Origin of the sequence: Rhodococcus pseudokoreensis (assembly GCF_017068395.1) — a bacterium.
Lineage (GTDB): Bacteria > Actinomycetota > Actinomycetes > Mycobacteriales > Mycobacteriaceae > Rhodococcus_F > Rhodococcus_F pseudokoreensis.
Genome location: NZ_CP070614.1, coordinates 290114 through 313593, shown reverse-complemented (window position 1 = coordinate 313593; position 23480 = coordinate 290114). Strand labels below are relative to the sequence as shown.

The 23480-nt window shown below is 63.8% G+C and carries 20 protein-coding genes and 1 pseudogene; 12 read left to right on the top strand and 9 right to left on the bottom strand.

The annotated features are described in order from the left end of the window. Positions 1–12 precede the first annotated feature (12 nt). The 3 genes and pseudogenes from JWS13_RS01420 to JWS13_RS01410 all read left to right on the top strand — a co-directional run. Positions 13–855 (top strand): class I SAM-dependent methyltransferase, encoded by an 843-nt coding sequence (locus JWS13_RS01420; protein ID WP_206004040.1) that lies wholly within the window; start codon positions 13–15, stop codon positions 853–855. 116 nt (positions 856–971) lie between these two features. Continuing rightward, complete coding sequence (locus JWS13_RS46610; protein WP_338050630.1) at positions 972–1109, top strand: MerR family DNA-binding transcriptional regulator; 138 nt, start codon at positions 972–974, stop codon at positions 1107–1109. Between the two features lie 325 nt (positions 1110–1434). Then, positions 1435–2419: pseudogene (locus tag JWS13_RS01410) on the top strand (GAF domain-containing protein); the annotation flags it as partial. Between the two features lie 105 nt (positions 2420–2524). Here JWS13_RS01410 and JWS13_RS01405 read toward each other — a convergent pair. The 4 genes from JWS13_RS01405 to JWS13_RS01390 all read right to left on the bottom strand — a co-directional run bounded on the left by JWS13_RS01405 (position 2525) and on the right by JWS13_RS01390 (position 6631). Next, complete coding sequence (locus tag JWS13_RS01405) at positions 2525–4459, bottom strand: ATP-dependent nuclease (protein ID WP_206004039.1); 1935 nt, start codon at positions 4457–4459, stop codon at positions 2525–2527. A 103-nt stretch (positions 4460–4562) separates the two neighbouring features. Continuing rightward, positions 4563–5135, bottom strand: coding sequence for a PIN domain-containing protein (locus JWS13_RS01400; protein WP_206004038.1), 573 nt, complete (start codon positions 5133–5135; stop codon positions 4563–4565). A gap of 25 nt (positions 5136–5160) precedes the next feature. Next, the gene (locus tag JWS13_RS01395) at positions 5161–5697 is read right to left on the bottom strand and encodes a helix-turn-helix domain-containing protein (protein WP_206004037.1); all 537 of its coding nucleotides are present in this window, start codon (positions 5695–5697) and stop codon (positions 5161–5163) included. Further along, positions 5678–6631 (bottom strand): PfkB family carbohydrate kinase, encoded by a 954-nt coding sequence (locus JWS13_RS01390; RefSeq protein WP_206004036.1) that lies wholly within the window; start codon positions 6629–6631, stop codon positions 5678–5680. The genes JWS13_RS01395 and JWS13_RS01390 overlap by 20 nt, the downstream gene beginning before the upstream one ends. 136 nt (positions 6632–6767) lie before the next feature. Here JWS13_RS01390 and JWS13_RS01385 point away from each other — a divergent pair, with 136 nt between their 5' ends. Beyond that, positions 6768–7400, top strand: coding sequence for an Lrp/AsnC family transcriptional regulator (locus tag JWS13_RS01385; RefSeq protein ID WP_206004035.1), 633 nt, complete (start codon positions 6768–6770; stop codon positions 7398–7400). 127 nt (positions 7401–7527) lie between these two features. On the opposite strand, the gene JWS13_RS01380 is transcribed toward JWS13_RS01385, so the two are convergent. After that, the gene (locus JWS13_RS01380; RefSeq protein WP_206004034.1) at positions 7528–8421 is read right to left on the bottom strand and encodes a LysR family transcriptional regulator; all 894 of its coding nucleotides are present in this window, start codon (positions 8419–8421) and stop codon (positions 7528–7530) included. Positions 8422–8486: 65 nt separating this feature from the next. Here JWS13_RS01380 and JWS13_RS01375 point away from each other — a divergent pair, with 65 nt between their 5' ends. The 3 genes from JWS13_RS01375 to JWS13_RS01365 all read left to right on the top strand — a co-directional run bounded on the left by JWS13_RS01375 (position 8487) and on the right by JWS13_RS01365 (position 11874). Then, complete coding sequence (locus JWS13_RS01375) at positions 8487–10001, top strand: M20 family metallopeptidase (RefSeq protein ID WP_241031994.1); 1515 nt, start codon at positions 8487–8489, stop codon at positions 9999–10001. A 28-nt stretch (positions 10002–10029) separates the two neighbouring features. Then, positions 10030–11316, top strand: coding sequence for an MFS transporter (locus tag JWS13_RS01370; protein WP_206004032.1), 1287 nt, complete (start codon positions 10030–10032; stop codon positions 11314–11316). Positions 11317–11505: 189 nt separating this feature from the next. After that, positions 11506–11874, top strand: a complete 369-nt coding sequence (locus JWS13_RS01365) for a hypothetical protein (RefSeq protein WP_206004030.1) — start codon at positions 11506–11508, stop codon at positions 11872–11874. Between the two features lie 216 nt (positions 11875–12090). Here JWS13_RS01365 and JWS13_RS01360 read toward each other — a convergent pair whose 3' ends face one another. The 4 genes from JWS13_RS01360 to pdxS form a co-directional block, all read right to left on the bottom strand. Next, positions 12091–13506, bottom strand: a complete 1416-nt coding sequence (locus JWS13_RS01360; protein WP_206004028.1) for an amino acid permease — start codon at positions 13504–13506, stop codon at positions 12091–12093. A gap of 402 nt (positions 13507–13908) precedes the next feature. Beyond that, positions 13909–14721: an alpha/beta fold hydrolase gene (locus JWS13_RS01355; RefSeq protein WP_206004243.1), complete on the bottom strand. Its 813-nt coding sequence runs from the start codon at positions 14719–14721 to the stop codon at positions 13909–13911. Positions 14722–14833: 112 nt separating this feature from the next. Then, positions 14834–15541 (bottom strand): GntR family transcriptional regulator, encoded by a 708-nt coding sequence (locus tag JWS13_RS01350; RefSeq protein WP_037206834.1) that lies wholly within the window; start codon positions 15539–15541, stop codon positions 14834–14836. Between the two features lie 163 nt (positions 15542–15704). Beyond that, positions 15705–16625 (bottom strand): pyridoxal 5'-phosphate synthase lyase subunit PdxS, encoded by a 921-nt coding sequence (gene pdxS / locus JWS13_RS01345; RefSeq protein WP_206004026.1) that lies wholly within the window; start codon positions 16623–16625, stop codon positions 15705–15707. A 210-nt stretch (positions 16626–16835) separates the two neighbouring features. Between pdxS and JWS13_RS01340 the strand changes: the two genes are divergently transcribed. From JWS13_RS01340 to JWS13_RS01320, 5 genes are all read left to right on the top strand, one after another. Further along, a complete protein-coding gene (locus JWS13_RS01340) occupies positions 16836–17840 on the top strand; it encodes a 1-aminocyclopropane-1-carboxylate deaminase (RefSeq protein ID WP_206004024.1) in 1005 nt (334 codons plus the stop codon). A gap of 273 nt (positions 17841–18113) precedes the next feature. Continuing rightward, entirely contained in the window at positions 18114–19112 is a 999-nt protein-coding gene (gene lipA, locus JWS13_RS01335; protein ID WP_206004022.1) for a lipoyl synthase, read from the top strand. Positions 19113–19150: 38 nt separating this feature from the next. Next, positions 19151–19630, top strand: a complete 480-nt coding sequence (locus JWS13_RS01330) for a RidA family protein (protein WP_206004020.1) — start codon at positions 19151–19153, stop codon at positions 19628–19630. A gap of 333 nt (positions 19631–19963) precedes the next feature. Further along, entirely contained in the window at positions 19964–22312 is a 2349-nt protein-coding gene (locus JWS13_RS01325; protein ID WP_206004018.1) for a transketolase-like TK C-terminal-containing protein, read from the top strand. A 46-nt stretch (positions 22313–22358) separates the two neighbouring features. Beyond that, positions 22359–23480, top strand: a complete 1122-nt coding sequence (locus JWS13_RS01320; protein ID WP_206004016.1) for a 2-oxo acid dehydrogenase subunit E2 — start codon at positions 22359–22361, stop codon at positions 23478–23480.

Sequence of the window (23480 nt, the reverse complement as noted above, 5' to 3'; positions counted from 1 at the left end):
GAGGACACTTTCATGACCACCATTCCCACCGATACAGACACCGACCGCGCGCTCAAGGCCAAGCACCGGGCGTTGTGGGCCTCCGGCGACTACCCGACCGTCGCCACCGAGCTGATCCCGACCCTCGGCGAGGTGCTCGTGGAGGCAGCCGATATCCGCTCCGGCCAGCGGGTGCTCGACGTCGCCGCCGGCAGCGGCAACGCCGCGATCCCGGCCGCGGCGCGCGGCGCCACCGTCGTCGCGTCGGACCTGACACCGGAACTGTTCGACGCCGGGCGAGCGATCGCCGCCCAGCGCGGCGTCGAGCTGGACTGGGTCGAGGCCGACGCAGAGGCGTTGGCGTTCGACGACGACAGCTTCGACGCCGTCATCTCGGTCGTCGGAGCCATGTTCGCGCCGCACCATCGGCAGACCGCCGACGAGATGCTGCGAGTCTGCCGGCCCGGCGGCACCATCGCGATGATCAACTGGACACCGCAGGGCCTGATCGGCAACCTGTTCAAGACCATGGGACCCTACGCACCGCCCCCGCCGCGCGGTGCGACCCCGCCGCCGTTGTGGGGCGACGAGCAACACGTCCGCGACCTGTTCGGCGACCGGGTGACCGCGCTCGACGCGCACCGCCAGTCGCTCGTGATCGACCGCTTCGCAGACCCGACCGAGTTCCGGGAGTTCTGGAAACGCAACTATGGCCCGACGATCGCCGTGTACCGCCACAATGCCGCGGACCCGGATCGGATCGCGAATCTCGAGCGAGATTTCCTGCAGTTCCTCACCGCATGGAATCGGGCCGATGCGCCCGGTCGGACACTCTACGAGGCCGAGTACCTGCTCGTCACCGCACGCAAGCGGTAGCCCGCCCTCGGTCACCGGCAGCGGGTCCCAGGATCGCGGAACTCACCGCCTTCGCCGCAGAGTTTGAGAATGGCGGCATGCGTACCACTGGGAGGTCGCCGCCCGCGCCGGAGTGAATGCGGAAGACGCTGCGGGACTACGAGCATCGAGGCCTGTTGGAGGCGCCGCCCCGGTCTTCGGCCGGGTATCGGTTCGCCTGTTGGGTTTACCTCCTGATTCGACCTCTGTCTATATTGATATATGTCGAAACATAAGGGGTCGGAGAGCGGTGCGTGTTGCTCACCCTGCTGCTCCTGAAATAGCCCGATCGTCCGGATGTTCGGCCGAATCTGCGGACGTAGGCGGCGGTGCGGGAATCGACGGGCCCCGAACGCCGAACCCGAAAACGTAACTGGACCCGACCACCGGCACCGTCACGATGCAAGCGAGGGACGGTGCACCCGCGATCTGGACGCATCGCCCATCGACTGATCGGATCTGTCGGTGTTCACTCGACTCATCACAAGCAATGCGAAGGCTCGACCTGCAGGGGTGGACACCACGGCGGCGCCGCACATCGAGGCTGGGAGGACGGCCAGGATGAAACCGGAAACAGCGGAAGCCCGCATGTTGCTGTCGGCGATCGAGGAAGCCCAGAACCTGGTCGCACTCGCCGACTACGACACCGGACGCCTGCGCTACCTCAACCCCGCCGGGATGCAGCTGATGGGACTGACCGACGAGGCCGCCGTCGCCGCCCGGGGCGCCGGAATTCTTCACCGACGTCGGATTCGTCCAGGCCCCCGAGATGGAATCAGCCCTGCTCGAACAGGGCCGATGGGAGGGCCGGTCGGAGTTCCGGCACTTCCTGACCGGTGAACCAATCCCGGTGACCTTGTCCACCTACGTGATCGAGCGCACCGAGGACCATCGCCCTGCGGTGATCGCCTGCATCGCCCAGGACCTGCGCACCGCCCAGGAGCACGAACAGCGCCTGCACACCGCGTTGGAGGCGGCCGCGTATCGGGTCCGCGAACAACGCGCCCTCGCCGACCTGAGTCAGCTCGCCGTCGACGGCGACCTCGACCACGTCCTCGTCGCCGCGGCGGACGCAGCCGCCGCGTTGGTCGGAGTCAACTGCGCCTCGGTCGCCCGGGCCGAGGAGCCGGGCGCGGTGTTGCGGGTGCTCGCCTACCGCGGTCAACCACCCGTCCCGGACACCTTCGCCCCCGGTACCGATTCCCAGCCCGGATACGCGGCCGCCACCGATCAGATCATCATCTGCCCCGACCGGTACGGCGAGCACCGGTTCTCCACCGAAGCCATGAATTCCCGGGGGCTACGGAGCGGGGTCTGCGTTCCCATCGGCGCCGAGACGGTGTGGGGAGTGCTCACCGCACACAGTGCCCGCCCCCGCGACTACTCCGACCGGGAGGTGATGTTCCTGCGCTCGGTGGCCGCCGTACTGGCCGCGGCGATCCGGCGCATCGAGGCAGAGCAGGCGCTGCGGCATCTGAGCCTGCACGATTCATTGACCGGGCTACCGAACCGTGCCCTGGCGTATCAGCAGATGTCTTGCCTGCTCCGGGGCCGGCCGCGACGACGACGTTCCCTTCGAGCGTGGTGGCCGCTATGAGCGCGTTGGGTTCGAGGACCAGACCGTCGATCGGGGCCCAATCTTCTGCCCGGATCATTCCGGTAGCTCCGCCAGCATCGCCCGCAGGTGGTCGATGAGCCGGGACAGGACGTCCGGGAGACCGTCCATGAGCTCCTTGTCTTCCAGGGTCGAGAGTGCGGCGAGGTGGGTGGCGGGCTTGCTCTTCAGGTCGAACTTGGCGTGGTAGTCGTCGAACAGGGCAAGCACGTCCTTGCCGAGGCGTTCTTCATGGGAGTGTGCTTTGCCGAGGACGGCCACGATCGTCTCGTCGTCCGGTTCGAGGGGGTTCACGCCGTACGCATCGGGGAATGCGTCGAGCATCAGCAGATCCAGGTCGACCGGGTTCGAGAAGAACACTCCCCGCCGTTCCAACGACAACACCGGACCACCGCCGCCGAAGTTCGGGTCGTGCACCATGGGGTAGTCGACGTCGTCGTCCCACTTCGGGAGAGCGTCGACCTGAGCCTTCGTATAGCTATCGGGGTGAACCTTATTGACCTGATTGAGTGCGTTGCGTATGCGACCCCAGCCGCCCTGGTACCGACCGCTGTCCAGGTCCAACAGGGTCACGTGCGGGATCTGCAGCTCGTTGAGTAGGCGCCAGAAGTGATTGACGTGCCGACCGCCGAGAGGCACGACCGATACCGAGGCATCGTCTTCAGCGATTCCTGCCGCGGCGAGCACGCGCGGGAGCACAACATGCTCGCTGGCGCCTTCGCCCAGCACCACCAGCCGCGAGAAGTACAGCTCGGGATAGGCTTCCACGGCTTCTCGCACATATTTCGCCGCGTCTTCGTCGTCGGCGGGCAGCTCGATGCGGTGCACCACGGTCTGACGATTTTGGTCGAGGCGCAGGAAGCAGATCGTCTCCGGATCCACGCGGCGCAGCATCGTCGGCGCGTGGGTCGCGACGAGTGCCTGTACGTCGCCTTCGCCGCAGGCGGCGCGCAGTTGCCGGATGATCCTTCCCAGGTATTGGGGTGCGAGGCTGTTCTCCGGTTCCTCCAGCGCGATCACAGTGTGCACGGGCGGCCGCAACTTGTCCGGGTCTAGGGAGGTTTCCTCACCTGCGAGAACCCGTCTGGCCAGGGCTTGCCAGGACAGCACGAGCGAGATGTACAGCAACGACTTCTGGCCGTCGCTGAGCCGTTCGAACGGCAAGTGCGCACCATCGTGCGAGGGTGCGAAGGTCACGGTCAGCTGCCGCAGCACCCCGTCCAACTCCCCTCGCCCGAACGCGATCGAGGGGTCAGCGAAGAACGCACCCGTGTGCAGACCCTGCCATTGCTGAGTGAGATGGACGCCCACGCTCGCCACCGCACTGTTCGTCGTCAGCGCTCTCGTGATCTGCCCGGTGAGATCGGTCAAGGTGGCCCGCTCCGCCGTCCAGTCCACCGCGCGCAACGTCCGCCCTATCAGTGACGTGGTCGTGTAGGAGATGTGGTCGGTCGGGTCTCGGCGTGCATGAAGATAGTGGACCTCGATGTGGCTGCGGTCGTACCGGGACATGGCCGCCCTGGTGTCCGGTTCACCGAATTCGTCGGCGTGCAGGACGTATTCGATCTTCTCGTCGATGACGTCGTCGGGAGCGAGCACCGCGGTCAGCCGGACCCGGATTCGCGGGACCCCGTCCTCGGTGTCGATCGCCATGTGCGAGAAATGGGGCGGGACGGACGCGTGCTGGCCGTCCGTATCTGCTTCGGGGAACTCGAGATCGACCTCGATCCACAACACGGGAGCCTCGTCCTGGCTCTCGGCAATGCTGCGGACGCCCGGAACGTGGAAATCGCTCAGACGGATCGTGCGTTGCGGAGCAACCGGGCTGAACAGCCGTGATAGCGCCTCGAGTACCGCAGTCTTCCCTGCCCCGTTCGGGCCGAGCACATACGTAAGATCCGCTAGATCGATCGTCGTCGGCGCCGGCCCGAACGACTGAAAGTTGCTCAACCTCAACGTCGTTATCTTCATAGGGACCTTCCACCCTGCTCGTTCCTATACATCGATCTCGACCGCCTATGCATAGACATTCATCACCTCAGACACCACGCCCGCGGCTGTCGCAAGATCGTGATTACATTCGATCGCGTAGCAGCTCCACCGCTTCGTTCATGCCGTAGCGGGAGACCAGCACGTCCAGTATTTGTTCAACGGACATCGGTGGTCTGTTGTAGCGGTCCGCCAATTCCTCGATCGCCCGCCGAGCAGCAGCAGGTGATACCGACACGGTGTCCGCGGCGAACTGTGCCGCGGACAGCACCTGGATATGTCGCGGTACACGGTCCGAAGGGAAGTCCTTCCGGTTCTCCGTGACGATCGCACCGGCACCACCCACCAGAGCAGCGGCGACGACATGCTCGTCGTCGGGGTCTGGCAACCCGAATGTTCCGTCGAGGCCTTCCCATTCGGTGACCAGTGCGTCATCGAACGCATTACGCATCGTCGTGACCAGTCTAAGCGCGGCTGCCTCGGCGTCCGCACGTGACGCGCCGCGCTCGTGTTGCTTGCGGGCCTCGTGATACTCGAGTTCATCGAGAATCACCTGCGACCACAGCGGCCGGTACAGACCCTCGGCGGCCATAGACAGCAGGAAATCACGCTCCAGGCTCGGCCAGAGCACACACGTATCGAGGACTACCGCGAACATCGCCGCAGTGTATCGGCAGGCAGTTCTACCGGTCTGCGCTTCGGGCCCGGCGACGCTCGGCGATCGCCTTGCGCGCCGACTTCAGTTGCCGGGCCACCTCGGCCGGATCATTCTCGTCCGAGATTTCGACCCCGGTGTCCGCGAGCATCTCGTATTGGCGTGTCCGGCGCTGCTGCTGGTACGCCAGGACATCGCTGAGCAACAGACGGTGGCGATTGCCGACCTTCTCCGCCGGCAGGTCTCCCGCATCGATCAGCCGTCGCACCGTCGGTCGGCTGACACCGAGTACATCCGCGGCTTGCTGCGTGGTGAGCAATGTCGTGCGTGGCGCGATCGTGACCGCCCGTCCCGCCTGGAGTGCCGTAACCACCTGCTTGAGGGCGGCGTGCACGTCAGCAGGAAGCTCGACCTGGTCGTGTTCGTTCGCACCGACCAGCAGATACCGCGGCTGCATCGTGCCGCCGCTGCGCTGTTCGTGTGCATCGAGGAAGCTGTATACCTTGGCCAACTCCCCACCCTCGTGAGGAAGGTATGTCTGCTGATCAAGAGCCTGCGCGGTCATCACGCCTCCTTCTTTCCGAACAAAGCGTAACACCTTTCGAAACGTTCGAATAGGCCCCTGTTCGAGGCCTGGCCGGCCTGACCACCGCGGTGCGGTCCTGCTGCAGCCCGCGAGACCTGGTAGTCACGTTGACCAGGCAGTGCACGAACTCGCAATCCTTCGGGCGATCGCGAGGGAACCAGGACGGTCGTCGGTTTCGCCCCACTATCTCATCGCCGTGGGCCACGTCGACGCGATGGCCTCGAACACGCACGGACCCGCTCCTGGTGTAGCCCGTGGCTCCGGCAGAGCCGTGGGTGACGACCACGATCGCCGGGCCCCGAGACATCAACCACCGGATCGCATCACCGTGGCGCTCGCCTGGCCGTAGCCAGGCCAGATCCGCATCGCTCAGCTTGACGACATCGCTCCTGGAGATCATCTCGTCGATTCGTGCGATCGAGATGTGCCGGGGGCCCATCGCTGAGGGCCTGACATTGACGTCGTAGCTGATGGTCGTGTCCGGGGTCTGCCGCGAGACGAGTCGTGCCACGTCATCGGCGCCGGGTGCTCGGACGACGGCGATGGAGCCGACGTGCAGGTGACCACACGAGGGGACGTCGGTGTGGACGAGTTCCCAGCAAAGGTCGACGGTGGGGGCGCCCGGTCGGTCGGGGTGGGCGGTCACTGTCGAGGTGCGGGTGGCGCGATGGCCGGCCTGGACTATCCGGACGCCGCACCGGGTGAGTTCGTGGTTGATGGTGCGGCCGTGAGGGTCGGCGCCGAATGTGGTCAGCAGCGTGGTGACTATTCCGAGCCGGCCGAGGCTCCGCGCGAGGGCGGCGGGGTTGCCGCCGACACGTTCGCGGCAGTTGCCGTCAGCATTGAGTGTGATGTCGATGAGGGATTCCCCGACGACGGCGATGTCGCGTCGGGCGGTGGAGGTGGTGGTCATGTCGGGACGCTTCCCTGCTGGTTCGGGAAGGTGTGGGCCGGTGACGGGTGCTCACGGTTCGGTTCCGTCTTAGGCCTGGTGGTAGCTGCCCGCCGGTGAGATCGCCTGGCTGTCAGAGCATGTCGGTGCGAATCTGATGCCGGCCGTCCATGGTGCGAGGCACCGCACGAGCCTGGTCACCGACATCCATCTGGAGGCGAGCGACTGGCGACTGGACGCGCTCAGCCGGGGCCAGGCACTGGCCGTGGGCCGGATCGAGCCGCCCGCGCCAACCGTCCCGACCTCGGTCAGTGCCGTGGACACTGCGCTGATCGACCCTCTCGCTCACGATGGCCGACTCGGCTTTGCCGAACTGGCCCGGTTGACCCGACGCAATCCGGCTACCGTGCGGCGTCAATTCGCCCGGCTGGCCGGGTCCCGGATCATGAAGTTTCGCTGCGAGATATCGCAGGAAAGTTCCCGCTGGCCGATCAGCTGCACCTGGTTCTGCCGGGTGCGCCCCGACCACGCCAGTGAAACCGCAGGTCTGCTTCAATCCATCCCCGAGATGCGCGGATGCTTCTCGACCACGGGTGAATCGAACTTTATGTTCATCGTCTGGGCGCGATCCGTGAAGGACCTACTTCGTATCGAGAAGAAGGTGGCCGAGGCACAGCCATCGCTGCGGTTCCTCGACAGCGCCGTCGCCTTTGCGACCCCCAAGCGAATCGGCTGGCTGCTGGACCGGTCAGGATGCACAACCGGTGACGTTGTCATCCCGGCCTTCTGACAGACGGGCCCGACAGCACGAAGCCGACCACACTGTTTACGGCCGCGGGAGCGACGACTCCGAAACGGAGTTCCGCTAGGAAGTGACCACCATCGACCGAGGCGGTGCTGAGCCGACACGATTCCTCTCATCCTGCAAGATGCGCCGTCATCTCCGAGATGAAGACAGTCAGAAGCGGCGATTGTGTTCGTCCAGGCATCGTCTGAATCTGTCCCTCGCGGCGCTGAAACGCGGGGTGGTCAATCGTGATCAGTGCCAAACCTTCATCGCTTCCCCGCGGGACCACAGCGCGCGAGACCAGTGTGGCACCTACTCCGGAACGAGCGAACTCGAGAATCGGGTTCACTTGGTCGCAGATCAGTACGATCTCCGGATTCAGTTGCTCCACTTGCACGGCGAGATCGAATAGATCTCGCTGGCTGACTCCCCTGTCCGGCAACGCAAGCTTGCACTGGCAGAGCTCAGCCAGGGTGATGGTCTGTTTGTCCGCGAGCGGATGGTCGACCGAGACTGCCGCGTACACCGGCATCGGAACGGAATGCTCGACCAGCACGCCGCGATCCAAGCCGGAGGTGAAGACGACACCGACATCCACGTCGCCGTCCACTACCCGCCGTGTTGCCTCTTCGGAGGGCATGACGTCGAGTTTGAAGCTGACGCCGTCGAATTTGGCGCACACCGCCGCGATCGCCGCCGGAACCTTGTATCTTGCGAGGCCTTCGGAGCTGACAATCTTGATCACTGTCGAGCTGAGGCTTTGAAACGTGGCGAGTCGCTCGATTAGTGCCGCCCCTTCGGATTCCGCTCGACGGGTGAAAGACAGCAACAGTAGACCTGCGTCTGTGAGGGACATCCCGCGTGGCTGTCGCTCGAAAAGTTTTGTCCCTACGGCTGCTTCGAGTTGGCTGATCTGGCGGCTGATCGCCGAGGGAGAGACGTGCTGAGCTAGTGCCGCCTCGCTGATCGAACCGGTACGCGAGACCTCGTGGAAGTACACCAGCGCCGTCGTCAGCAGATTCATCCTTACCTCCTCCGATTACGAACACGTGTCCGGGCGGTTGCCCGAACGTAAGACTCTGTGTTGCCTTGAACGCAAACCTGTTAGCGAAAATGATACTGGTCAGGGCGTGGTTCACGCTCTTAGGATCGACCAATATTCATCCGCTCGCTGTGAGGAAAAATACCTTGCGAACAGACATTCTCAACAAAGCCGCACTTCACGCGGATTCGGACGACTTCTTCCAGGATTTGACGCGCCTGATCTCGTATCCCACCGAAAGCTCAACCGAAAGCGGGCGCCTTGCGCTAAGCGCATACCTAGGAGAGGTGCTTACGCCCGCATTGGAAGCTCTCGGGGCAGCGGTCGCGCGCTACGACAACTGGCGCGGAAGTGGCAACTCATTTCTCATCGGCACACGCTGCGAGGGCGAGAGCCTGCCGACACTGTTGCTCTACGGTCATGCCGATGTCGTGCCCGGACAATCAGGCCAGTGGGCCGCGGCGCGCGATCCTTGGGTCCTCGACGCTGACGGGGACTACTGGTATGGGCGCGGCATCGCGGACAACAAGGGCCAGCACTGGATCAATCTGACAGCCCTTCGCTTAGTACTCGAAGAACGCGGACACCTGGGTTTCAACCTCAAATTCTTGTTCGAATGCGGGGAGGAAATCGGTTCACCTTCTCTCGACGAATTCGCGGCAGCCCACGCGGAAGAGCTTGCAGCAGACGTCTTCCTCGCCTCAGACGGTCCCCGGTTGGCGGCAGACACTCCCACCCTCTTTCTCGGAAACCGAGGCGGTATCGGGTTCGAACTCGCCGTCGATCTGAGGGCCGGCGACTATCACTCGGGTAACTGGGGTGGCCTATTGCGAAATCCCGCGACGACCCTCGCCGCCGCAATCGGATCTCTCGTCGACGGACACGGTCGAATACAACTGAGCGAATTGCTCCCGGCTGAAGGGATACCACGTTCGGTTCGCGATGCCCTTGCCAACGTCAAGGTTGTCACGGAGGAACACGATCCCGATCTCGACGAGGACTGGGCCGACACCTCCTTGACGGCCGCCGAGCGCGTCTACGGCGCGAACACCCTCGAGGTGCTCGCCATGAGCGCCGGGAACACCGCCGATCCCGTCAACGCGATACCCGGCGCAGCGCGTGCCGTTCTTCAACTGCGATACGTGGTGGGCACACACGTCGACGACATCGAATCCACACTCCGCTCTCATCTCGATAGTTGCGGCTTCCCCATGGTCTCGGTCCGCACACTGACCCGCTATGAAGCAAGCCGCACGGACCCGACCAACCCGTGGGTCGGTTGGGCCAGTGACTCGATCCAGCGCACCACGGGGACAACACCGGCGATCCTGCCCAACTTCGGTGGATCGCTCCCGAACAGCGTCTTCGAATCCACGCTCGGTCTACCCACGATCTGGGTTCCACATTCCTACCCGGGGTGTCTTCAGCACTCCCCGAACGAGCACATGCTCGCCCGGGTCGCGCGGGAGGGTCTCCGCATCGCCGCTGGGCTCTTCTTCGATCTCGGTGCCCCTCGGGACAGCGGCGTCCCTTCCCTTCGGGATCTTGTCGAGAGCGCGTGAACCGAGAATCATTCAACCGGAGGTCGTAATGGTAAGCAATCAGGCAACAGAACCACCACAGTCAGCGGCGCGCAACGTTTCGCGGACGCGCGGCATTGCAGCCGCGACTATCGGGAACGCACTCGAGTGGTTCGACATGACTATCTATGCGCTCCTGGCGATCTACATAGGTCACAACTTCTTTCCATCCGAGAGCGAATCGATCCAGCTCATTCAGACCTTCGCCGTTTTCGGCGTTTCGTACTTGGTCCGGCCGCTGGGCGGACTGATCATCGGGTCCTACTCGGACCGCAATGGCCTGAAAAAGGGTCTGATGCTCACAATTCGGCTCATGGTCGTGGGTACCGCATTGATCGCGTTCATGCCCGGCCACGACAAGATCGGCATTCTGGCGCCGTTGGGAATCATTCTGGCCCGGCTGATCCAAGGGTTCTCCGCCGGAGGCGAATTCGGCGCTGCAACATCCTTTTTGATCGCCCAGAACGGCAAGCGTCGTGGCTTCTTCGGAAGCTTCCAGTTCGCCAGCCAGGGCCTCGGGATCACCTTCGCAGCCATCTTCGTCGCGGGCCTGACCGCGGTACTCAATGAAGACGATATGAACTCGTGGGGATGGCGGATTCCCTTCATCTTCGGACTTCTCGTAGGACCAGTGGGGTACATCATCCGTCGGGTGGTCGAGGAAGTCCCCGTCGAACGCGACCCATCGACACAGCCACAACCGATCCGCACCCTGTTCCGCACCCAAAAGCTGAGCATCGTCATCGCGGGCGGATCACTTGCCATCTCGACAGCCTTGAACTTCACCATGCAATACATGCCGACCTACGGAATCAAGGAACTCGGACTCTCACAGTCCACCTCCTTCATCTCGCTGGTGATTACGGGATCAATCCTCACCTTCGCAACACCGGTGGTCGGACACCTATCCGACCGATACGGACGACTGAACATCATGATTCCAGCGGCCGTCGTCATCGCAGTGACCGTCATTCCGCTCTTTATGTGGTTGATCGCCGCGAAGTCATTCCTCGTACTCTGCCTGGTGATGATCGCCCTCGGAGCGATGAAGGCCGCGTACTTCGGTGCGCTACCATCCGTGATGTCCGACGCGTTCCCAGTACATACCAGAGCGACGGGCCTGTCGTTCAGCTACAACACCACGGTCGCGATCTTCGGCGGTTTCACTCCGATGGTCACCGCATTCCTGATTCAGGCGACCGGACAACCGGTCGCGCCAGGCTATTACCTGGCACTTCTGGCCGGAATCAGCATCATAGCCCTCGTCTCCGGTTTCAAATTCCGAGCGATTCGCTAGTCCAACCGACCGTCCATCACAAGATGTTCCGTCGCCTTGTACCGCGTCCGCCTTGAACCGCAGGACGCGGTACAGGGTGTTGGGGTGCCGTTGCGTCGCACACGCGACAAGGACGATATGGTCCCTCGATCACGGTTGTCGCGACCCGCTGCACCTTCCAGAATACCGTTACGCTCTCCAAGGAGAACGATGGACCCGATCGTCCCTCGCCGGATCACCGAGAATGACGAAGAACTCGTTCATGGATTGCCTCGTCCGGTCAATTTGCCGGTGTCGGAGTCCCTTTGGGTCATGCTACGAGACGACGCCGCGGACTGCGCCACCCGCGAATCGCGCCTGCTTATCGCCGCGATCCGGCTCGAGCAGGTTGTCGAGCGTCTGCGCCTACAGGAGCGAATGGCCGACGTAGCCTCTTCCCGAGGGATCGTTATTCGATGGGTGGAAGAGGGCGCTGGGCTTCGCTGCAGATTCGAAGTTTCGGGAGAGATCGCACGTGATGGCCTGACACTCGAGGAGGCACAGTTCTCGCTCGGAATCGACGCACCAAGCTCGAGGTGACCGAAGTGACCATCCTGAAAGATGCCTACCGACGGCAGGAATCGGGCCCACGAAGTTCTGGGTGCGAAGCAGCAACAGACGTGCCGGGCGCGGTGAGCCGCGCCCGGCACTGGTCTAGCCCATCCCGCACTCGCTGTCGGTCACTCGATGGTGACCAATGCTGCGATCAATCGTGAGCGCGGGCGGCGGACGGCTTGGCTCCGCGCCCGGCCGATGTCACCGCTTGGACAGCGACCAACCGACCTGTTGTGGTTCGTCGACCGCGTGGCGGAAACGGGAGGCACGGTATCCGATCAGCAGAACGGCAGCCCAAATCGGAACCGCATAGAGAGCGACCCTTTGGCTTTCGTCGAACGCCAGCAAGACCGTCACGAACGCGAAGAAGACCAGTGTGGCCCAGCACAAAGGCTTGGCGAAGGGCAGACGGAACGGACTCGGAGCGGCCACCCCGGCTGCCACTCGCGATCGGTATACGAGATGGCACACAACGATAATTCCCCAGCACCAGATGCCGCCGATGGTGGCGACGGCCGAGATGTACGAGAAGGCTTTCTCCGGGACGATGGCGTTTACCACTACACCGATCAGCATGACAGCACCCGATGCCAGGATCGAGGCGGCAGGCACGTGATCCTTGTTGGTCTTGCGGAACCGGGCGGGCGCCATGCCGTCTGAGGCGAGCTTCTTGAGCAGTCTGCCGTTGCTGTAGAGGCCGGCACTGCATGACGAGAGTGCCGAGGCGAGGACCACGAAGTTCATGACAGACGCGGCCGCCGGTAGACCGAGTTGAGCGAAGCCCTTGACGAAAGGGCTCTCGTTGGCGCTGAACTGGTCCCACGGGAAGAGCGAGAGCAACACGATGAGCGTTCCAACGTAGAAGATCCCGATTCGCCAGGGAATGGAGTTGATTGCCTTGGGAAGAACTTTTTCTCGGTTGCTGGTCTCGGCCGCGGTCATACCGATCAGTTCCACACCTTGGTAGGAGAAGACGACGATCTGGAAGGCCAGCAGAACGGCGAGCAAGCCTTGCGGCGCGAGGCCACCGTGAGACCAGAGATTCTCGATGGAACCATCTCGCCCGGCAGTGCCGAGGTTGAAGATCAATGCGCACGCACCGCCGATGATCAGCGCGAGGATGGTGACAATCTTGATGGAGGCGAACCAGAATTCGGCTTCGCCGAAAAAGCCGACTCTCGCCAGGTTCAGCGCCATAATCGCGACAAGGGCAACCAACGCGGTCAGATACTGCGGAATCGACGGCAACCAGAACTTGACGAAGATGCCCGCGGCAGTGAGTTCTGCCATTCCGATTATTGTCCAGGTGAGCCAGTAGCCCCACCCGGTGATGAATCCGTAGGACGGGCCGAGGAATTCTCTCGCGTATGCGGCGAAGCTTCCGGTAACGGGCCGGTACATCAGTAGTTCGCCGAGTGCTCGCATGACGATGAAGATGAAGAATCCGGTGATCGCGTACACCGCGATGAGGGCCGGGCCGGCGAAGTTGATGCCTTTGCCCGATCCCAGAAACAGTCCCACGCCGATCGCCCCTCCGATCGCGATCATGCGGATGTGTCGGGCGTTCAGGCCGCGAGAAAGACCATCTTCGGTCAGTTCGGGTTGGTGTGGGGCCATGAGCTTCCTTCTACGAGTAGATGTAGTCCTGGAGCCGAGACACGGACGTGACGTGGCTCTCACGACATCCTGCATGCAAAATATTGCGTTTAGGTTGCTTTGGCAAGGCCGCGCCGGAAACTACTCGATGAAAGGGGTGCAGGTGACCACCCGACCACACTTGCCCAGGCCTCCCTAGGCCCACCAGAGGTGTTCTACGAGACGGACTTTCACCAAAGAAGGTGTGGTCGGCGAGGTTGAACCGCCCTGGTTTTCGAGAGCATTTCCATTCGCCAATTTGAATTCGAAGACAGTTGGCAGAACACACGCCAACGATGCGGGGCACCGTTGCGGTTGATGCCTCGCCGTGCGGTCGCTGAACTGGGCCTTAATCTCTGAAGGGCCGGTTCCACGCTATCCCGGTCAGTTGGCCAGGAAGTTCACCATTTCGATGTTCACCGTGTCCGGTTGCTCGAGGTAGCCGTAATGCCCGGCGTCGGGGATCTCGATGTATCGGGCGCCGGGTATGAGACGTGCGAGTTCGGCGGCGGATGACGATGGGATCATGCGGTCGTCGGCAAAGCCGATAGACAGGCACGGCGCAGCGATCTGTCGATACGCCGCCCTGCGATCGAAGTCGGGAGCAATTCGCTTCTGCGCGAGTACACCACGACTGTTGTTTGGAAGCGAGTACTCGAAGACGTCGAGCCTCATCCGTGCGCTGCTGTCGTCTTCTAGTGTTGTAGGTGACAGGTTCAACGCGGCGGTGACGGCGGCATGGTATTTCGGGGACATGGTCATCTGCCGGTTGGCATTCTCGAGTTCGCCCTCGACAAGGGTTCTCTGCAGTTCGTCGTACCGCGCATGACCGGCGAGGAAGACGGCCTTCTCGACCAGGTCCGGTCGAGCCAGTGCGAGTTCCTGGGCAATGCGTGCGCCCAGCGAGGTCCCGACGACGAAAGCTCGCGAAGTACTGGTATCCCGGATGTGTTCGATCAATGCCGCAGTGTCCGCAACCAGTTCGTCGATGGTGATGACATCGAAGTTGGCGCTGCTCGGTTCGATTCCTCGGTTATCAAAGATACAGACCTTAAACCCTGCAGAGACCAGCGCCGGCACTTGGTGCAGCTTCCAGACCCTGCCAGGGCTGCCGGTCCCCATGATCAACACCACGAGCGGACCTTCGCCGCTGACCTCGTAGTTGAGTTGAATTTCGTTGATTGTCGCGATTGGCATTCCCAATGCTTTCAGTTTGATCCCGTTATCGGCGTACCACAAAGCGCACAGGCTATCTGCGCGGAGCCGTACGACAGCGTTTTTAAGAGAGTAACCAGGAGCGAGAGTTCCTTTAAGCAGTCGAATTCCCCGTCTGCGGGTCGGCATTCTGCGGTTCTGCCAGTTCGTCACGATCGACTAGCAGGGCCAAGGTTTCCCAATTTCGCTGAACCGCCGCCGCCGCCCCGTCCGCATCACCGCTGCGGCAGAGCTTGACGATCTGCTTGTGCTGAGCGATGGACTCGCGCCCCGAGAGAGACGAGAACCGTAGGCGTTCAATCCGCCTGAGGACAGGGGTCACGTGCTCGAGTACTGTGGGGATGACCTGATTCTGGCTCGCCGTAACCGCTACGCCGTGGAACTCGTCGTCACTACGCAACGCCAGATCTACATCGCCCGCGGCGAACGCCGCCGCGAATTGCTTGTTCGCCTTCTCCATGGCATCGAATTCCCGCTTACCCATCAGCGGCACCGCGATCCGAACGGCGAGAGCATGCGTCGAGGCGGCCACGCTCTGCGCATCCAGAATCGCCTTGCGCTCGATCGTCGACACCACAGTGGACCGGCCTGGTTCGGTGTGCACGAGACCCGCCGACTCCAGCCGCGCGATCGCATCCCGGATCGGGGTGCGACTGATTCCGAGCCACTCCTCCAACTCGGCGTCACGCAGCTGTTCCCCGGGCGCGAAGGTACCGTTGACGATCGCGTCCCGGAGCGAGACGTAGGCGTTCTCGCGCAGCAATGACCTTTTGTGCCTACCGCGCTCTGATGGTATCGGCATGCAAAATATCGTATCTCACCTTTTCCTCGGGAACTGCATGTGGCAGGCGCGGAAGTCGTGTCGGGCAACGACCGATGGGGGCGGGAGATGCCCGGATGAGACGCCCGGATCTGACATCAGTCTGCGTTCCTCTGCCCCACCGTTCCCCTCTTGCCCGCGGGGATCACCAGCCGCGTTCGGCGAGCCGGTGCGGGACGGGGATGTCGTCGACGTTGATGCCGACCATGGCCTCGCCGAGCCCGCGGGACACCTTCGCCAGAACGTCCGGGTCGTCGAAGAACGTGGTGGCCTTGACGATCGCCGCGGCCCGCTCCGCCGGGTTGCCGGACTTGAAGATGCCGGAACCGACGAACACACCCTCCGCGCCGAGCTGCATCATCATCGCCGCATCCGCCGGGGTGGCGATACCACCGGCGGTGAACATGGTGACCGGCAACTTCCCGGCCTTGGCGACCTCGACGACCAGATCGTACGGGGCCTGCAACTCCTTCGCCGCCACATACAGCTCGTCCTCACTCAGCGAGGTCAACCGGCGGATCTCCCCACCGATCGTCCGCATGTGCGTGGTCGCGTTCGACACGTCACCGGTACCGGCCTCACCCTTGGACCGGATCATCGCCGCCCCCTCGGTGATCCGCCGCAGCGCCTCACCCAGATTGGTGGCACCACACACGAACGGGACGGTGAACTGCCACTTGTCGATGTGATTGGCGTAGTCGGCGGGGGTCAGCACCTCCGACTCGTCGACGTAGTCGACGCCGAGGGACTGCAGGATCTGCGCCTCCACGAAGTGCCCGATCCGGGCCTTGGCCATCACCGGGATCGACACTGCGGAGATGATGCCGTCGATCATGTCCGGATCACTCATCCGGGACACCCCACCCTGCGCCCGGATGTCCGCGGGCACCCGCTCGAGCGCCATCACCGCGACCGCACCGGCGTCCTCGGCGATCTTCGCCTGATCGGGGGTGACGACGTCCATGATGACCCCGCCCTTCAACATCTCGGCCATGCCACGCTTGACACGTGAGGTCCCGACGTTATGCGGCGCCTCTGAACAGGTCGAATCGCGTTCGATCATCATGTGGTTTCTCCAGGTCGCACTAGTGGTTGGCGGGTTCTTGTCCGTACACGGACTACGAGCGACTGGTTGACAAGCCGTCTCGACCCATGTGCAATATATTGCACGCTGCACGGCAAGGGAAGGGAAGCGCCTTCACCCTCCGCGTGTGAGCAGAGAACCCGACACGTCGGGACCGGACAAGGAAGACCTCCCCAACTCAAGGAGAAGCACGTGGCGATCGAAGACTTCAAGCGTTACCCCCTGACGTTCGGCCCCAGCCCCGTCCACCAGCTTGATCGGCTGAGCAAGCATCTCGGCGGTGCAAAGATCTGGGCCAAGCGTGAGGACGTGAATGCGGGTCTTGCCTACGGCGGCAACAAGACCCGTAAGCTCGAATACATCATCCCGGACGCGCTCGAACAGGGAGCAGACACACTGGTCTCCATCGGCGGTGTCCAGTCCAACCACACCCGGCAGGTCGCTGCGGTGGCCGCGAAACTCGGCCTGAAAGCCGTACTCGTTCAGGAGAAGTGGGTTGACTGGCCGGACTCGGTCAACGACAAAGTCGGCAACATCCTGCTCTCCCGCATCATGGGCGCCGACGTCCGGCTCGACCCCTCCGGATTCGGAATCGAATTCAAGGACAGTTGGCAGAACGCCATCGAGGACGTCAAGCGGCGGGGAGGTACTCCATACGCCATTCCCGCTGGCGGTTCCGATCACAAGCTCGGTGGCCTCGGATTCGCCAACTGGGCCTACGAGGTCCAGAAGCAGGAAGAAGAACTCGGGGTCTTCTTCGACACCATCGTGGTGTGCAGCGTGACCGGATCCACCCACGCCGGCATGATCGCCGGCTTCGCCGGCCAGGACCGCCCGCGCCGCGTGCTCGGAATCGACGCGTCGGCCAAAATCAAAGAGACTCGTGACCAGGTCGAACGAATCGCCCGGAACACCGCCGAGCTCATCGGCTTGGGCCGCGACCTCCGCGAGGACGAGATCACCGTACTCGAGGGGTGGGCCGGTGACCTCTACGGAATCCCCGTCGAGTCGACCATCGAGGCCATCAAGCTGACTGGCCGACTCGAGGGCGTCATCATCGACCCTGTTTACGAGGGCAAGTCGATGGCAGGCCTGATCGACCTCGTCAAGACCGGCGAAATCGACAAGAACTCCAATGTTCTCTACGCACACCTGGGCGGGCAGCCGGCATTGAACGCCTACAGCGGGATCTTCTGATCCTCAGAGGCTAGCTCCACACCACGCGCGATCGCCACCGAGCGTCGCATTGTTCGATGCGCCAACACACGGGCGTGACATGTCCACTACAGCAGCGGTGCCGGTCCCGGCGACGGAGGCGATCCCTCGCGTCGGGATGGCATGGTGGTCGCTGACGGGTTGCGGCACTGTTAACCCGGGCAGCGGTACTTCATTTTCAGCTGTCGGCAACGGCTCAGTGCGAGAACTATTTTCGAACGACCGATTCGCCAGAAGCACTGAGAGGAGCCGACTGTGGCGCCACAAGGACGCAAATTGCTCCGCCTCGAGATCCGAAATGCGGAGACCCCGATCGAACGCAAACCGAACTGGATCAAGACGAGAGCGAAGATGGGCCCGGAATACTCCGAGCTCAAGGGCCTCGTTAAGCGCGAGGGTTTGCACACCGTCTGCGAAGAAGCCGGCTGCCCCAACATCTACGAATGCTGGGAAGACCGCGAGGCAACGTTCCTCATTGGCGGTGAACAATGCACCCGCCGCTGCGACTTCTGCCAGATCGACACCGGCAAACCCGACGACCTCGACCGCGACGAACCCCGCCGCGTCGCCGAATCCGTCCAGGCGATGGGACTGCGGTACTCCACCATCACCGGCGTCGCCCGCGACGACCTCCCCGACGGCGGCGCCTGGCTGTACGCCGAAACCGTCCGCCTGATCCACCAGCTCAACCCCGGCACCGGCGTCGAACTGCTCATCCCCGACTTCAACGCCAAACCCGACCAGCTCGCCGAGGTGTTCGCCACCCGCCCCGAGGTGCTCGCGCACAACGTCGAAACCGTCCCGCGCATCTTCAAGCGGATCCGCCCCGCGTTCCGCTACCAGCGCAGCCTCGACGTGATCACCGCCGCCCGCGAAGACAACCTCGTCACCAAGTCCATCCTCGGGATGGGCGAAACCCCCGACGAGGTCACCCAGGCGTTGCACGACCTGCACGACGCCGGCTGCGACATCATCACCATCACCCAGTACCTGCGCCCCTCCCCCCGCCACCACCCCGTCGAACGGTGGGTCAAGCCCGAGGAGTTCGTCGAGCACTCCACGACCGCCGAGGAAATCGGCTTCGCCGGCGTCATGGCCGGACCCCTCGTCCGCTCCTCCTACCGCGCCGGGCGTCTCTACGCGCAGGCGATGGCCCACCACGGCCGCGAATTGCCTGCAGGACAGGCACATCTCACCGAAAGCGGCGATGCGTCGCAGGAGGCGAGTTCCCTCATGGCGCGGCTCGCCGAGTAACCGGGTTCTCTCAACATGCCCCTCCGAAGGAGATAGATATGCCCACGTGGACCGAAAAGCTCAGTTCCATGGCTCTTCACCTCCCACAGACCGCTGCGCCGCTCGCGGCGTATGTTCCGGCAAACTGTGTGGGGAACCTGGTCCAAACGTCCGGCCAGATACCGCTCGTTGAAGGCACACTCCCGATCCAAGGAAAAGTGGGGACCGATGTCGACGTCACCGCAGCCATCGAACTCGCACGTGTCTGCGCACTCAACGCGCTCGCAGCAGTAGACGACCTGGTCGGAATTGACTCGATCGTGCGAGTAGTCAAGGTTGTCGGATATGTAGCCTCCGCACCTGACTTCACGAATCAGCCTGCCGTAGTCAACGGGGCGTCCGAACTACTGGCAGAGGTGTTCGGCGACAACGCCGCACACATTCGGTCCGCGGTCGGAGTCGCGGTCCTTCCACTCGATGCCCCGGTGGAGATCGAACTCGTTGTCGAAGTGGTCACCGATCACCCGGGCACCATCTAGTCGCATCAGCAGCTCGACGGATAGACCGCCCCGTCGACGTCCTCTCAGGGCATTCTGCCAACCCAGCGTTCTTCGGGTTACCTCAAGAGTGCGCATTTTGATTAATGCGAACCGACAGTATTGCGCATAAGACCCCCTTCTGTTGGACTGAATGAGAGTCCTGCACAGCGGGAACACTCTACGGCCCAGGGATCCGATCCGATCCTCTCCCCTCAGGTCATCTCGAGTTCGATCGCACCCACAACGTTCGGTCGACCGACTGAACCACCTGTGTCCGAACCACGCGAACCTTCCGCTTCGCACAGCATTTGCATTTCAAGAAGGAGAAGATCGATGAATCACGCCCTGTCTGCCGATCAGACCGCGACCCTGCCTGTGCAGACCAGTATCTCCGGTGATCTCGACACGCTCGAAGCGATCCGGCAGCGGGTGTTGTGGCTTTCCACCTCGATGATCCATCACGCCAACCGCATCCGGCCCAATCCCACCGGCCTCAAGGTCGGCGGCCACCAAGCCTCCTGCGCGTCGATTGTCTCGATCATGACCTCACTCTGGTTCGAACAGCTCCAACCGGGCGACCGGGTGTCGGTCAAGCCGCACGCCTCCCCGGTCTTGCATGGCATCAACTACCTGCTCGGTGAACTCGACGAGAAGTACCTGACCACCCTGCGGGAATTCGGTGGTCTGCAGTCCTACCCCAGCCGGTCCAAGGACCCCGACACCGTCGACTACTCCACCGGCTCGGTGGGCATCGGCGCCACCGCGCCGATCTGGGGGGCCATGGCCCGCCGATACGTCGAAACCACCACCGGCGGCGCCGGCACAGGTCGCCAGTACTCGCTGGTCGGGGACGCCGAACTCGACGAGGGCGCGGTGTGGGAGGCTATCCTCGACCCGGGCATCGCCGACCTCGGCGAGGTCGTGTGGATCGTCGATTTGAACCGGCAGTCCCTGGACCGGGTGATTCCGAACATCGCCGCCAACCGGTTGGAGAAGATGTTCGACGCCGCCGGCTGGCAGGTGATCACCGTCAAGTTCGGCAAACTCCTCGAAGAACTGTTCACCCGCCCCGGCGGGCAGGCGCTGCGCACCCGCATCCTGGATATGCCCAACCCCGAATACCAGCGGTTGCTGCGGTGCAGCGCCGACGAGGTCCGTACCCGCCTGCCCGGGAACGGCCCCGGCAGCGCCGAGATCAGCGCGCTGATCGCCGGTCTCGACGACGCCACCCTGATCGCGGCCATCCGCAACCTCGGCGGCCACGACCTGACCGCGCTGACCGCGGCCTATCGGCAGATCGACGACACCCGGCCGACGGTGATCATCGCCTACACCATCAAGGGCTACGGGCTGCCCACACAGGGGCACCCGCAGAACCACTCGTCGCTGCTGTCGGTGGACGAATTCGCCTCGCTCGCGGCCGATCTGGGCATGGACCCGGCGTCGCCGTGGGGCCGGTTCGACGCCGACTCCCCAGCCGGGCGGCGGTGCGCGAGTAACGCGGAGCGGCTGCGCCGGAACCCTGTCCCGGCGCTGCCCGCGCTGACGATCCCGACCGACATCGGCCGCACCCCGAAGGGCACCGCCACCACCCAGGCGGCGCTGGGCCGGGTGCTGCTGGACCTGACCCGCGAGGCTCCCGAGGCCGCGAAACGGGTGGTCACGGTCAGCCCGGACGTGAGTTCGACGACGAACCTCGGTGGGTGGGTCAACAAGGTCGGCGTGTGGTCGGCGGCCGAGCGCCGCAACTGGTTCGAGGACGACCGCGAGACCATCATGCACTGGAATGAGCGGCCCACCGGGCAGCACATGGAACTGGGCATCGCCGAAACCAACCTGGTCGGACTGATGGGTGAGCTCGGCGCCACCTGGAGCCGGTGGGGGCAGCCGCTGTTCCCGATCGGGGTGATGTACGACCCGTTCGTCGAACGCGCCCTCGAGCCCTGGTCGTACGGCATCTACGCGGGCGGGCAGTCGATCCTGGTCGGCACCCCCTCCGGTGTCACCCTCGCCGCCGAAGGCGGTGCGCACCAGTCGATCAAGACCCCGTCCATCGGTCTCGAGCAGCCCGGGTGCATCAGCTACGAACCGGCGTTCGCGATCGACACCGAGTGGGCCTTGCTGGCCAGCATCGGCCGGCTCGGCCGCCCGGACGGCACCTCCGCCTACCTGCGGCTGTCCACCCGCCCGGTCGATCAGACCCTGGCCGCGGTGCCCACGGACCCGGCGGCCCGCGAGCGCCGTCGCCGTCAGGTGGTGGCCGGCGGCTACCCCCTCGTCCGCCGAGATGATGCGCAGGTCACCATCGTCGCGATCGGGGCAATGATGACCGAAGGCCTCGAGGCCGCCGATCGTCTCGCCGAGCAAGCCATCCCCGCCGACGTCGTCTGCATCACCAGCCCCGGGTTGCTGTTCGAGGCCATGCAGGCGCGGCAGGGCCGCGGACCCGGTGAGAGCTGGATCCTCGACCAACTGTTCCCCGCCGATCGCGCCACCCCGATCGTCACCGTCCTCGACGGGCACCCGCACACGCTGGCGTTCCTCGCCGGGATCAACCAGGTGCGCAGCACCTGCCTTGGGGTCAGCAAGTTCGGGCAGGTCGGCTCCCTCGACGAGGTGTACCGCTACCACGGCATCGACACCGACAGCATCGTGCGGGCGGCGCTCGACATCATCCCCTGATTTCACCGAGACCCGCACGCACACAGGCCAGGAGCAGGACACCACCATGACAACCGAACAACTCGCAGGCACCACGGTGCGGATGCCGGCCCTCGGGGAAAACGTCGACGAAGGCACCATCACCCGGTGGCTCAAACAACCCGGTGACCACGTCACCGCAGAGGAACCACTCCTCGAGGTCGCCACCGACAAGGTCGACACCGAGATCCCATCACCGGTCACCGGAATTCTCCACCGGCACCTCGCCGAGGAGAACGACGTCGTCGCCATCGACGCCGAACTGGCCATCATCACCGAAACCGGCGGCACGGCTGCGGCTCCCGCGGCCCCACCCATACCGGCACCGGCGGCGGAACCGGCACAGACCGCAGCAGCGGTGCCCCCGGCCCCGGCGGCGGTTCCCTCGCCGCCGCCGGAGCCGGACACGGCAGGCACCGTTGCGTCGCAGCCTGTGGCCGGCTCGACCACCGAAAAGCTGCCGCGCATCCGCCGCACGATTGCCCAGCGGATGGTCGAATCGCTGCAGACCGCCGCCCAGCTGACCACGGTGCTCGAGGTCGACGTCACCGCGATCGCCCGGTTGCGGGCCACCCACAAGAACGAATTCCTGCACCGGACCGGACTCAAGCTCTCCTTCCTGCCGTTCTTCGCCAAAGCCGCCGTCGACGCACTCGCCGAGCACCGGGTCCTCAACGCCTCGCTGAACACCGAGGTCACCGAGATGACCTACTACGACCACTGCCACCTGGGCATGGCCGTCGACAGCGAAAAAGGCTTGATGGTGCCGGTCATTCGGAATGCCCAGACCCTCGGGATCGAAGACCTGGCCCGGGCGATCGCGGACAAAGCCGACAAGGTCCGCACCGGCACGATCACCGCAGACGAATTATCTGGCGGCACCTTCACCCTCACCAACACCGGCAGCCGCGGCGCTCTGTTCGACACCCCGATCATCAACCAACCCCAGACCGGCATCCTCGGTGTCGGGGCGGTGGTCGAACGACTGGTCCCGAGCCGCCACGACGGCGAGCTCCGCATCGAGGTGCGGTCGATGGCCTACCTGTCCATCTCCTACGACCACCGCATCGTCGACGGCGCCGACGCCGCCCGCTTCCTCACCACCGTCAAACAACGGCTCGAAAACGGCTTCACCGCAGACGATCTCTGA